12 protein-coding genes are annotated in these 12,550 nt (G+C 70.4%); 9 read left to right on the forward strand and 3 right to left on the reverse strand.

The window, feature by feature from the left end:
* Window positions 1-159 precede the first annotated feature (159 nt).
* Window positions 160-537, reverse strand: coding sequence for a DUF6069 family protein (locus tag AWQ71_RS22820; RefSeq protein ID WP_067136411.1), 378 nt, complete (start codon window positions 535-537; stop codon window positions 160-162).
* Window positions 538-668: 131 nt separating this feature from the next.
* Between AWQ71_RS22820 and AWQ71_RS22825 the strand changes: the two genes are divergently transcribed.
* From AWQ71_RS22825 to AWQ71_RS22865, 9 genes are all read left to right on the forward strand, one after another.
* Entirely contained in the window at window positions 669-1,799 is a 1,131-nt protein-coding gene (locus AWQ71_RS22825) for a sensor histidine kinase (RefSeq protein ID WP_067136419.1), read from the forward strand.
* On the forward strand, window positions 1,787-2,440 hold the full coding sequence (locus AWQ71_RS22830) for a response regulator (protein ID WP_067136421.1): 654 nt from the start codon (window positions 1,787-1,789) through the stop codon (window positions 2,438-2,440). Before AWQ71_RS22825 ends, AWQ71_RS22830 begins: the two co-directional genes overlap by 13 nt.
* A gap of 179 nt (window positions 2,441-2,619) precedes the next feature.
* Window positions 2,620-3,171: an RNA polymerase sigma factor gene (locus AWQ71_RS22835; RefSeq protein ID WP_067136423.1), complete on the forward strand. Its 552-nt coding sequence runs from the start codon at window positions 2,620-2,622 to the stop codon at window positions 3,169-3,171.
* Complete coding sequence (locus tag AWQ71_RS22840; protein ID WP_067136425.1) at window positions 3,168-4,007, forward strand: hypothetical protein; 840 nt, start codon at window positions 3,168-3,170, stop codon at window positions 4,005-4,007. The genes AWQ71_RS22835 and AWQ71_RS22840 overlap by 4 nt, the downstream gene beginning before the upstream one ends.
* A 220-nt stretch (window positions 4,008-4,227) precedes the next feature.
* Window positions 4,228-5,139: an ABC transporter ATP-binding protein gene (locus AWQ71_RS22845; RefSeq protein WP_067136427.1), complete on the forward strand. Its 912-nt coding sequence runs from the start codon at window positions 4,228-4,230 to the stop codon at window positions 5,137-5,139.
* Window positions 5,140-5,151: 12 nt separating this feature from the next.
* Window positions 5,152-5,847 (forward strand): ABC transporter permease, encoded by a 696-nt coding sequence (locus AWQ71_RS22850; RefSeq protein WP_067136429.1) that lies wholly within the window; start codon window positions 5,152-5,154, stop codon window positions 5,845-5,847.
* Window positions 5,848-5,854: 7 nt separating this feature from the next.
* On the forward strand, window positions 5,855-7,018 hold the full coding sequence (locus tag AWQ71_RS22855; RefSeq protein WP_067136431.1) for a sensor histidine kinase: 1,164 nt from the start codon (window positions 5,855-5,857) through the stop codon (window positions 7,016-7,018).
* The gene (locus AWQ71_RS22860; RefSeq protein WP_067136433.1) at window positions 7,011-7,652 is read left to right on the forward strand and encodes a response regulator; all 642 of its coding nucleotides are present in this window, start codon (window positions 7,011-7,013) and stop codon (window positions 7,650-7,652) included. Before AWQ71_RS22855 ends, AWQ71_RS22860 begins: the two co-directional genes overlap by 8 nt.
* Window positions 7,653-7,940: 288 nt before the next feature.
* Window positions 7,941-9,644, forward strand: coding sequence for a tetratricopeptide repeat protein (locus AWQ71_RS22865; protein ID WP_067136435.1), 1,704 nt, complete (start codon window positions 7,941-7,943; stop codon window positions 9,642-9,644).
* A gap of 67 nt (window positions 9,645-9,711) precedes the next feature.
* Here AWQ71_RS22865 and AWQ71_RS22870 read toward each other — a convergent pair whose 3' ends face one another.
* Window positions 9,712-10,770, reverse strand: a complete 1,059-nt coding sequence (locus tag AWQ71_RS22870) for a WxL protein peptidoglycan domain-containing protein (protein ID WP_067136437.1) — start codon at window positions 10,768-10,770, stop codon at window positions 9,712-9,714.
* Between the two features lie 163 nt (window positions 10,771-10,933).
* Window positions 10,934-12,463 (reverse strand): purple acid phosphatase family protein, encoded by a 1,530-nt coding sequence (locus AWQ71_RS22875; protein WP_084259172.1) that lies wholly within the window; start codon window positions 12,461-12,463, stop codon window positions 10,934-10,936.
* Window positions 12,464-12,550: the final 87 nt, after the last annotated feature.

A 12,550-nucleotide genomic window follows, 5' to 3' on the forward strand; every position in this document is an offset into this window, starting at 1 on the left:
TCGTCCCGCTGTTGTCCAACAAGGTGCGAATCGTTGTAGCCCTCGCGAAGGCCCGCAAATCGGGCGACTGTCCGCGGCCGGGTCCGGGCCGGTGCGGCCGGTGCGCACAGGGTGGAGATCGCGACACCACCCAGGTGATCAGGCATTCGCCGGGCACGTTCATCGCCGGGGCAGCCCCAGAACGAGTGCGGCGCCGACGACCAGGTGCAACAGGAGCAGCACCAGCGTCGCGGCGATACCGACGGCGTTGCCGACCGGGCCGAACAGGGACAGGGCGAGTACGATCAGGGCGATGATCGTCCAGGTCCGGCCGGGCTGGGACGCGAACCGCTCCAGAACGGCCAGCAGTCCCCAGCCCGCCAGCCCGGCCAGCAGGCTCGTCACCACGACCAGCACCGGCCCCACCAGTTGCGTGCCGTCGCCCATCCGCGCGGTCAGCGTCGTTCCGGCCACCGGAACCGCCAGGGCCCAGACGGCCAGGGCGGCCGCGGGTGCGCCGATCACGGTGAGCAGGAGTCTTTTGACGGAAGTGTTCATGCCGGTCAGCTTCGCCCGCCGGCCCGGTCTGCCACATCGGGCGCGCGGTCGCGACCTGTCCTCCCCCTGTGGGGTACGGGTCCGACTTTGGTAGGTGATGGCTCCGCCCTACCTCCGCCTAGCCTGGGCCGATGAGGAAGATCCAACCCCCGTACGTGGTCGCGGTCGTCGGCGTGCTCCTCGGGATGGGCGCGCTGACCGCGGTGTCGCTGTGGGCCCAGGCCGGCCACCCCACCTGGGGGCTGGACGTCGCGGTCGCGGTGGCGAGCCTGGCCGCCGCGGTCGCCCAGCTGTGGTGGCCGACCTCCGGGGCCCTGGTCGCCACCCTCCTGGCCACGCTCTCCCCGGTGGCCACGCCGGCGGCATCGATGGGGGCGCTGCAGGTGGCCCAGCGCAGGCGCTTCCCGGTCGCGGCGGCGATGGCCGCCGCAGGCATGGCGGCACACGTGGTCCAGGGGCTGTGGCGACCTAACTCCGGCATCTCCCTCGGCTGGTGGCTGCTGCTGATCTGCGCCGCCTACGGCGCGCTCATCGGCTGGGGCGCGCTGGCCCGCTCCCGCCGCGCCCTGCTCATCTCTCTGCACGAACGCGCCCGCCGCGCCGAGGCCGAGCAGGGCAGGCAGGTCGCCGAGGCCCGCATGGCCGAACGCCGCCGACTCGCCAGTGAGATGCACGACGTGTTGGCCCACCGCCTGTCTCTGGTGGCCACGCACGCCGGGGCGCTGGAATACCGCCCCGACTCCTCTCCCGACAAGATCGCCCGCGCCGCCGGAGTGGTCCGCGCCGGTGTGCACCAGGCGCTGGAGGAGCTGCGCGAGGTGATCAACCTGCTGCACGAGCAGGACGACCAACCGGACGGGCTCGAACCCCGGCCGGGCCTGGCCGACCTGCCCGGCCTGATCGCCGACGCGCGGCAGGCGGGCCAGTCGGTAGGGCTGCGCGAGGAGGTCACCGAAGTCGACGCCCTGCCGGCGGCCGTGTCCTGGACCGCGTACCGCGTCGTACAGGAGGGGCTGACCAACGCCCGCAAGCACGCCCCGGGCCGGCAGGTCGAGGTGCTGCTGCGCGGCGCTCCCGGCATGTCCTTGCTGATCGACGTCCGCAACCCGCTGCCCCCGTCCGGTACGGCCCCCCTCGTGCCGGGCAGCGGGCTGGGCCTGGTCGGGCTCACCGAGCGGGTACGGCTGGCCGGCGGGCAACTGGATCATCACAGCACCGAAGGAGAGTTCCGGCTTCAGGCCCGGATACCATGGCCGGCGTGATCCGCGTGCTGCTGGTCGACGACGACGCCTTGGTGCGTGCCGGGCTGTCAATGATGCTTGACGGCGCCGCCGGCATCACCGTCGTCGCCGAGGCGGCCGACGGCCAGGAGGCCATCACCGCCACCGACGCCCACGCCCCCGACGTCGTCCTGATGGACCTGCGCATGCCCCGCGTGGACGGCATCACCGCCACCCGCCGGCTACGTGCCCGCGCCCGGCCGCCGGAGGTGATCGTGCTGACCACGTTCGACACCGACGAGAACGTCCTGCACGCGCTCCGCGCCGGTGCCGCCGGGTTCCTGCTCAAGGACACCTCGCCGCCCCAGATCGTGGAGGCGATCACCCGGGTGGCCGTGGGAGACCCGATCCTGTCCCCACGCATCACCCGGCGGTTGATGGACCGCACCGTCGCCCAGGCCGGGGCCTACGAGCGGGCCCGCGCCGCGCTGGCCGGCCTCACCCCGCGCGAGCACGAGGTGGCCCTGGCGATCGCCCGGGGCAGGACGAACGCCGACATCGCCACCGACCTTGCCATAGGCATCACGACGGTGAAGGCCCACGTCTCCAGCATCCTGATCAAGCTCGGCCTGGACAACCGCACCCAGATCGCGCTCCTCGCTCACGACGCAGGCCTCACCTGACCGGCGCCTGCCTGCGCTGGAATTGAACGACGGGATCCCCGTCGTTTTCGTGGGCGTCCCGCCTCCAGCCAAGGGCTGGATACGACGTCACTCGGTGCCACAGCTGATCGGCCCTGTCACGCCTGGAAACGTCCGGACACCTTCCTTCATGTGACATTCCGCATAGAAGGGACGACCACGTGGGCCCGCCAGACCCCAGGCGACGCTTCGAGGAGCTCTATACCGAGCAATACGCGGCTGTTTCCAGTTACGTCCGCCGGCGTGCCGACCATCCTGACGACATCGCCGACGTCATCGCCGAGACGTTCACGACCGCGTGGCGGCGGCTCGCCGACATACCCTCCGGCGACCGGGCCAGGCTCTGGCTGTACGGCGTGGCGAGGCGCACGCTGGCCAACCACCGTCGCGGCGAGTCCCGCAGGGCGGCCCTGACCGAACGCCTCCGTGAGGAACTCGCTGACTGGACCGACCCGCTGACGAGCCACGTGCCCGAGACGACGCGTGCGGCTTTCCTGCGGCTGTCCGCCGACGACAGGGAACTTCTGTCGCTCGTCGGCTGGGAGGGTCTCAGCAATGCCGAGATAGCGAAGGTCCTGGGGTGCTCGCGCATCGCCGTACGCCAGCGCCTGCACCGCGCTCGCAAGCGTCTGGCCGTCGAACTGGCCGTCGGCGACAGCGAACTCAACCGGTACGGCGCCCGCGCCGTCCATCTTGCCAAGGAGACCTTGTGAACACGCATGTCGACGACGTGGTCAGGTGTCTCGCCCCCGGCGCCGGCCCCGGCCTGACCGCGGGCGCCCGGGAGACGATGTACAAGATCATGGATGAGGAGCCGGCCCCCGCCGCCGTCCGCAGGAGACGGCGCCCGCTGCTCGCGTTGCCGATCGCCGCAGGAGTCCTCGCGGCGGCCCTGGCCGCCCCCGCCGTCTTCAGCCCCGCCCCCGCCTCGGCGCTGAGTATCAAGGCAGAAGGCGGCTACTACCTCATCGAAATCATGGACATGTTCGCCAAGCCGGAGGTGTACGAGAAGCAGCTGCGCGACGCCGGTCTCGACATCAAACTGCGGCTTCAGCCTGCCACGCCGAGCCTGGTCGCTTCCTCGCCGATCCTGGCCACCAGGACCGGGAATCCGGCCAAGCTGGGTGGGATCGAGGTCATCGACCGCCCCGGGGAGTGCGGCAAACCGTTCGGCTGCCCCCTCGGCATAAAGGTCCGCAGGGACTTCACCGGGTCGGCCGAGGTAGTCCTCGGCCGCGAGGCCCGTCCCGGCGAGGAGTACGCGGCGTTCACCGGCTTCGACTCGCCAGGCGAGCCCATGCACTGCGTGCCGTTCTACAACAAGTCCGTCAGCGAGGTGCGCGCCCTGCTGAAGGAACGCGGCCTGGACATTCAGGAGTTCGCGATAGACAGAGAACCGGAGACCAAGGCTTCGGTACCCGACTCGATGCACGTCACCGGTGGATTCCTGCGGATGGTCGGCAAGGTGGCGCTCACGGTCAGCGACGCGGAGCTGCCCGCCAAGACGGTGCGGACGCTGAACGAGAAGAACGGCTGCGCGGGCGGCTGAGCGGGCTTGGCAAGGCGTGGGCGGGCCTGTCGCGGGACCGGACGAGTGAGTCCGAGCTGATCAGTGGTTGTACGGCGAAGCGCCGGTCGAGGCCGTGGAAACACGGCACAGCCCCTCGGCGGCATCAACCGATCGGTTGATTTTCAGGTCAGCAGCATTCGTGGACGAGTATGGCCGGCAGATCGATTCGCCCCGGGCGCAGGCGAAAGATGCTTGAGCCATGGCAGTCATCGAAGTCACAGACCTCCGCAAAAGGTACGCGGACCTGACAGTTCTGGACGGGGTGTCGTTCTCCGTGGAGGAGGGCGAGATCTTCGGCATCCTCGGGCCGAACGGCACCGGCAAGACCACCACCGTGGAGTGCGTGGAGGGGCTGCGCCGGCCCGATGGCGGGTCGATCAAGGTGCTCGGGCTCGACCCGGTCAAGGACGGGCGCAAGTTGCGCGAGCAGATCGGGGTGCAGCTCCAGCACACGCAGTTGCCGGAGAACATCAAGGTGTGGGAGGCGCTCGACCTGTATGCCTCCTTTTATGCCAACCCGCGGAACTGGCGTGAGCTGCTGGAGGAGTGGGGGCTGGCGGACAAGCGCAATGCCCGTTTCGGGAAGTTGTCCGGCGGCCAGAAGCAGCGGCTGTTCATCGCGCTGGCGCTGGTGGGCAATCCGCGGGTGGCGTTCCTCGATGAGTTGACGGCGGGGCTCGACCCGCAGGCCCGCCGTACCACCTGGGAGCTGATCAAGCAGGTCCGGGCGAGCGGTGTGACGGTGGTGCTGGTCAGCCACTTCATGGACGAGGTGGAGGAGCTCTGCGACCGCGTCGCCGTCTTCGACCGCGGCACGATCGTCGCGATCGACACCCCGGCCGGACTGGTCGACGGGATCGACGCCGAGCACCAGATGCGGTTCACGCTGATGGCGGGGGACATGGTCGAGCTGGGTGGGCTGCCCGGGGTGACCGGCGTGACCAGGACGGGAAACCGGGTGGTCGTCACGGGCAGGGGTGATTTCGCCACGGCGGTCACCGCCGAGCTCGCCCGCCACCACGTCCTGGTCAGCGATCTGCGCATCGACAAGCGCACCCTCGACGACGCCTTCGTCGCCCTGACCGGCCGTTCGTTCGACTCGACCCACTAACGGAGAAGAACCATGACCAAGCTCGCCGTCGTCGAACTGAAGCTGCTGACCCGGGAACCCGGGGCGATCTTCTCGCTGCTGATCCCGCTGTTCATCCTGGTGGTCTTCGGCAGCTCGATCGAGCCGGGCGACACCGTGCTCCTGCCGATGGCGCTGGCGATCGCCGTGGGGCTCGTGGGCCTGTACATGCTGCCCACCACCATGGCCACCTATCGCGAGAGAGGCATTCTGCGCAGGCTCTCGACCACGCCGGTACGCCCGGGGAACCTGCTGGTGGTGCAGCTGATCCTGCAGCTCGTCCTCGCGCTGACCGCGTGCGGACTGCTGCTGGCCGTCGGGGGCACCGTCCTCGGCGCTCACCTGCCCACCGGGGTGCTGCCCGGGGTGCTGACCTTCCTGCTCGGCACGGCGGCGATGTTCGCGGTCGGCCTGCTCATCGCGGCCCTCGCTCCGAACGGCCGGGCCGCCAACGGCATCGGCGTCCTGCTGTACTTCCCGATGGCCTACCTCGCCGGACTTATGCAGCCGACGGATCAGATGCCCGATATCTTGGCCCGCATTGGGGAGTACACCCCTCTGGGCGCTTTCCGGCAGAGCCTGCGGGACGTCTGGGCGGGTGGCGCTCCCAGCCCTCTGCTGCTCGGTGTGATGGCCGCATACGCCGTGGTGATCAGCATCGCCGCGGCCAGGTTCTTCCGCTGGGAGTGAGTGAGGTATGACCGGGCGGCTCGACCGATGGGAGCAGCTGCTGGAGCGCCAGATGGCGGCGGCGCCGTACGTCTTGCTGATGATCTCCACGGTGCTCTCCCTGCTCACCGACGGCAGGTCGTGGGTCATGCTCGGCCTGGCCGCGCTCGCCGCCGCCTGGATCTGGCTGGTGCCACGAGGCGCGGTCTACGTGGCCGGGCTGGTGGTGCTGATCGGAGCTCTTTGCACGCAGGGGATGTGGTTCGCGGGCTTCTTCGGCTTCACCGGACACCTCCACTCCTGGCAGTACCTGAAGGGGAAGTGGCGGTTCGCCGCAGTGACCGCCACGGCGGCGATCAGCGTCGCGACCTACAACGGCGGGTTGCCCGATCCCACCCCGTCCGGAATCCTCACCTATCTGTTCTTCACCGGCGCCATCGTGGCCGGGGTCAGCCTGTTCAGCTTCGTCGGTGAGATCACGGCCGAGCGGAGCACCGAACGCAAGCAGATGGTGACGCAGCTCGAGGCGACCATGAGCGAGAACGCGGGACTGCACGCCCAGCTGCTGGTCCAGGCCCGCGAGGCGGGCGTTCTCGACGAACGGCAGCGCATGGCGGCGGAGATCCACGACACCCTCGCCCAGGGGCTGACCGGCATCATCACCCAGCTCCAGGCGGCGCAGCGGACCGAGGACTGGCGGCGTCATGTGGACAACGCGGTACGGCTGGCGCGGGAAAGCCTGGCCGAGGCCCGGCGCTCCGTACACGCGGTGGGGCCCGGACAGTTGGAGGCGGCGCCGCTGCACGAGGCACTGAGGGACGTCGTCACCCAGTGGGGTGAGCTCAACGGGGTACGTGCGGATTTCACCGTCACTGGTACGGTCCGTCCCATGCATCCGGAGGTCGAGGAGACGCTGCTCCGCACCGCGCAGGAGGCCCTGGCCAACGCGGCCAAGCACGCCGGTGCGTCCCGCGTCGGGCTGACCCTGTCGTACATGGAGGACGTGGTCACCCTGGACGTGCGCGACGACGGCGCCGGGTTCGACCCCGAGCGCGTCCGCGACAGCGGCGGCTTCGGCCTGACCTCGATGCGCAAGCGGGTGAGCCGCCTGGCGGGCACGCTGGAGATCGAGTCGGAACCCGGTGCCGGCACCGCGATCTCCGCGAGCGTTCCGGCGGTGGCACGTGGCTGAGACCCCGATCCGGCTGCTGATCGTCGACGACCATCCCATCGTCCGGGACGGCATCCGCGGCATGTTCGTCGGCGACCCGGACTTCGAGGTGCTCGGCGAGGCCGGAGACGGCGCCCAGGCCGTCGAACTCGCGCGGGCGCTGAACCCCGACGTGATCCTCATGGATCTCCGAATGCCCAGGATGGACGGTGTCTCGGCCATCAAAGAACTCGTCAGGCTGGGCATCGCGGCCCGCGTCCTCATCCTCACCACTTATGACACCGACAGGGACGTCCTGCCCGCCATCGAGGCCGGGGCCACCGGCTACCTCCTCAAGGACACCGGCCGCGACGAGCTCATCCGTGCCGTCCGTACGGCGGCGCGGGGTGAAGCCGTGCTGTCCCCGTCGGTCGCCACCCGCCTGCTCGGCCAGGTCCGCGCGCCCGCCGACCCGCTGAGCGCCCGGGAACTGGAGATCCTCCACCTCATCGCCGAGGGCGCCACCAACCGCGAAGCCGCCGCGCGCCTGTTCATCAGTGAAGCCACCGTGAAGAGCCACGTGCTGCACATCTACGCCAAGCTCGGTGTCAACGACCGGGCGGCCGCTGTCGCCGCCGCCTTCCGGCGCGGCCTGCTCACTCTCGACAACGGCTGACCAGGACAGTCGCAGGCGACAAAGGTCCTGAGCGTCTTGCGTTCTGCCCGCGCCGAGTACGGCCTAATTTGATCCCTAGATGTCTACATATTTCCGTTGTGCCGAATTATGCTCGGGCCAGTCCTGAAGTGGATCACACGGAGGTGCTTATGAGGAAGATGACCGTCCGTCGTAAGGGCGCGCTGCGCCTGCTGTCCGGTGCCCGCCGCCTCTGGATCGAGTGGTGCTGGTAGTTGCCGGCACGGCGGGCGCTCCCGGGCGCCCGCCCCTGCGGCGATCGGCCCAGCCGTGATCGATGTGCCCGAGGGCTACGACTGCCATCGCGACCACGGGCCGTACGCCGGGGTCGCGGCCTTTCTCGGCCGGATCGCCGCCGACCGTCCCCGTCTGGCGTCCGGTCACACGGTCGAGCTGTACGCCATCGCCCCCTGGCTCGACCCCGTGGCACGACCGGCGGCCGAGGAGGAGCCGATCCGGTTCCATCCCGCCCGGCGTACCGCCTGTCTGGCGTACGGCGCCGCCGAGTTCACAGCGGCCTGGGCGGGCACGCTCCGGCACCCGGTCACGGTGCGGTTCGACCACGTGGCCGACGCCGACGAGACCACCCGCGAACTGCTGGACGCGCTGACCCGCCGGATCGGATCGTCCCCGTTGCGCCTGGACCTGCGCGACGGCGGCGCCCGCGAGCCGGTGGCGGCCGACCCGACGCCGGAGGCGACACGCGCGGCCCTGGGCGACAGCCTGGCCCGCGGCTTCTACCACCACGCGGCCCGCGTCGCCTCGCGCGGGCGCGCCGCGGTGACGCCGGAGGGCGACCTGAGGCACTGGTGGGCGTTCACCACCGGCCTGGCCACCGCCTTGGCGGCGCTGGACCGCGCCGCCGAAGCTCTCGACCTCTACCGCGAGGCGCGCGCCGCCACCGACGACCCGAAGATCACCATGTCGGCCGCGTACGCCACCGCCATGCTGTACGCCAGGCACCTGCCGGCGGCCGAGCAGGACCCGGCGCGGGCGCGGCACTGGCTGGAACAGGCGCTTCATCTCGCCGCCGGACTGGACGACCCGCGGCAGCGGGTGCTGTCCACCGTCTTCTACGAGCAGGGCATCGCGCTGCTGGACAGCAGAGCGGGTGAGCCCGCCCGCGCGCTGCGGCTGATCGACGACGGGCTGGCCCGGCTGACGAAGGCGCTCGCCCCCGGCGAGCGTCCGCAGGACCTGGCTCGGTTACGCCACAACCGGGCGCAGGTGCATCTGGCCCTGGGCGATCCGGAACAGGCCCTGGCCGAGCTCGACACGGTGATCGCACACGACCCCGCCAACTGTGAGTACTACGTGGACCGGGCCGCTCTGCACCGGGCGGCGGGCCGGCCCCAGGCCGCGATCAAGGACTATGGCACCGCGATCCGCCTCGGACCGCACCTGCCCGAGGCGTACTACAACCGGGCCGTGCTCCAGCAGGAGCGGGGCCGGCCGGAGTCGGCGCGTGACGACCTGGAACGCGTACTCGCCATCGACCCCGGGCACCTCGACGCCCGGATCGCCCTGGTCAACCTGCACGTGGAGCGCGGCGCGTTCGACGCGGCCGAGGAAGGCGCGCGAGCCGGGCTGGCACTGGCTCCGCAGGAGCCCGCGCTGCTGTGCACCCTCGGGCTGATCCGCTCGGAGCGCGGCGGCCTCGCCGAAGCCGACGAGCTGCTCACCCGGGCCCTGGCCGGGGATCCGGAGTTGGTCGAGGCATGGACGAACCGGGCCGCCGTCCGGTTCGAACACGGTGACGTGGCCGCCGCCGTGGCCGACCTGGACCGCGCGGTGGCGCTGTCGGCCGCGCCCGTGCCCCGTTACAACCGGGGCACGGCACTGATGCGGTTGGCGCGATGGGACGAGGCCGCCCGCGATTTCGCCGACGCGCTCGCCCAGCCCGGCCTGGACCGGGCGCTGCGCCGTGACCTGCGCGCGGCACTGGCCCGCTGTCGTCGTGCCATGGCCGGCTGACTTCCCGCCGGTACGCCGTGCCGGGGCCGGGCGAGACGTCCGTACGACCTCGCCGGTCGCTCAACGGCTAGCGGTCTGAGGTCTCCCGCTCGCGAAGCGGCTGCTCGACGGCCTCCTGGGCGCGGAGCTTGGTCCGACGGCGTCGGGAGGCCAGAGCCGCGACGACGAGCCCGCAAAGGACGATGAGGGCAAGCAGCACCGCCCAGGGGATGGTCCAGGCGTGCGCGGTGCTCTCCACGTCGGCGAGCGGGGCGACCGAGCCCGCCGCGTCGGTGAGCAGCGGCATGAGGGTGACCGTCCCCGTCAGTCTCAGCGCGGGAACCACTCCGTGTACCGGTACGGAGACCTTCCAGGTGTCGCCCGGGAGCAACTCGGGCGAATCGTCGATGTGCCCCGCGTCCCCGGCCAAGCGCCCGAAGAGGCCGGACATGGACACCGTCTGCCGAGCGGTGAGGATGGCGTTGCCCGTGTTGTGGATCGTGTACGTGACGGTGGCGTCGCCCTTTCCCAGGGGGTTGGGCGTGCCCGAGTAGCGTACGCGCAGGTCCTCCACCGAGAGGCTCGGCTTGAGCTCTCCCCCCACGCGCAGGCGGATCCGGATGCCGAGACGCCGGTCCCCGTCGCTCCCGCCCGCATCGCCGTCCTGCGTCAGCGAGGTGACGATGCCACCCATGTATTCGCCGGGCGCGGCGCTGTCCGGAAGGGCGACGGTGAACGGCACCTCGACAGACTTGCCGGGCGGGACCGTCACGTCGGACCGGTCCGTGTGGACCCACGCACCCACCCCGGTCGGCTTCGCGTCCCTGGAGGCCAGATCGATCCGGCCCTGCTCGGTGGTGAACCCGTCAGCGGCGTACACGGCCAGGTGGAGCGGTGTCGTGCCGTGGTTGACGACCACGAGGCCGTCGTCCAACCGCCCGCCGGGGTCGAGGGTGTAGCGGTAGTTCGCCCGGCCGGACCCGAAGTCGTTGGAGGCCGTCCCGACCGCCCAGGAGACCTCGCCGTCCGCCGCCGCGGCAGGTGCCGTTCCCACACCGAGGACGCCGAGCACGGCGAGCAGCACCACGACGGTGGCCCGGGCGAGTGATCCGGCTGCTGTGGTCGTACGCGGGCTGGGCAGGTGCATCTGATGGTCCTCAGGCAGTTCTGGGAGCGGCGGGACGGACGGCATGCGATGGGTGGAGGACCGGTGGTGGGGCGGGCGCCCGAGGGTGCCCACCCCACGAGGTAGAGCGGGCCGGGTCAGCTCAGCGCGGTGAGCGTGCGGACCCGGCGCCACTCTCGGTCGGCTACTGAAGCCAGCCGGAGTCGGCCGCGGCCGACTTGTTCCCGTTGGCCTTGCCCTCGTTCGTGTGGATCACGACCTTGTCGACGCTGGAGCCGACCCCCGGAGCGGCGTCGGCGCCGTTGTTCGGGCCGCACCACTTCACCTGGCCGAGCTCCACCGCGGCGTTGGGGGCGGCGCAGGTGCTGCTGCGGACGTTCTCGACGACGAGCTTGTTGCCGCGCACCTGGACCCGCACGTAGGTGCGGACGTGCTCCTGGTTCTCGACCGAGTTGGCCCAGTGGCTCTTGGGGTTCAACGGGTCGGGACCGTAGTTCGGGTCCTTGCTCGGGTCCGGAGCGGTGATGTCGTAGTACTTCGAACCCGACGCGGAGTTCGCCGTCACGTAGATGACGCCGCCCGGGCCCTGGTGCACCTCGGCGGCGCCGGGCTGCTCGTCCTTGTTCGCCTTCTGGCCGTTCTTGATCACGTAGCTGCGGGAGTAGCTGTGGTCGTGACCCTGCAGGACCAGGTCGACGCCGAGGTTCGAGAACGCGGTCGGGAAGTCCTGACGGCGCTGCTTGTTGTCGGAGTCGTTGGCGTGGCTGGCCGGCGAGTAGATCGCGTGGTGGTAGATGAGCACCGTGTGCTTGGCGCCGGCGCCCTGCTCCTTGACGACCTTGGAGATGTAGCCGATGTGCGCGGCGTCGGCGTCGTTGGCGTAGGCGTTGCTGTTGATGTCGATGAACAGGACGTTCTTGTACTTGAACCAGTAGTTACCGCCCGACCGGGTCGTCGCGCTGCCGTTGTAGTACGGCGCGGAACGGTCGGTGTTCGGCGTCCAGAAGTGCTGCTCGTATGCCTTGCCGCCGACGTCGTGGTTACCGATGGTGGCGGCCCACGGGTACTGGCGCAGCTTGGCGGGGGCGAGGAATGCGTCCCACTGCGACTCGGTGTTGGCGGTCTCGACCTGGTCGCCGCCCGAGACCAGCAGCTCGGCCTTCGGGTTGGCGGCGAGGGCGACATCCAGGGTGTCGAGCCACCCGGCGCCGTCCTTCGCCGTGTTGCCGGACGAGCCGATCTGCGGGTCGCCGAAGAACAGGAAGTCGAGGTTGTTGCCGTTGAAGTCCTGGGTCGTGAAGGAGTGCGTCGGGGACCACTGGCCCTCGGCGCCGACACGGTAGGAGTACGAGGTGTTCTGCTTCAGGCCGTCGATCGTGGCGTGGGCGTTGTAGCCGCCGTTGACGCTGTTGGCGGCGACCGTGGCCGGGAAGCTGACGGCGCTGGCGGGGAACTCGCCCTTGACGAGCTTGGACGTCGGCACGACCTGGACCACCTGCGCGGTGCCGGTCGAGGAGTACCAGGACACGACGCGCTGCGTTTCGTTGGTGCCCACGCCGAGGACGATGCCGGTGAGCGTCGTGCTGTCGGCCTGGGCCGCGGACGCCAGGCCGCCGCCGAACACCGCGGTGACACCGATGGCCGCCGCGGTGGCGCCCATGGCCACCCGGCGCAGAACAGAGCCCGAGCCTCGCGGCCCGTTGTCGAGCTTCATGTGTTTCCATCCGTTTGGGGGAGTTAGGGAGATTTGCACGCTTTCGAAAAGCCGTGTCGTGGAGGTGAACGTGGGGTGGGCAGGCTG

Source organism: Microtetraspora malaysiensis (genome assembly GCF_001528665.1).
In the GTDB taxonomy this organism is placed as follows: Bacteria; Actinomycetota; Actinomycetes; order Streptosporangiales; family Streptosporangiaceae; genus Microtetraspora_A; species Microtetraspora_A malaysiensis.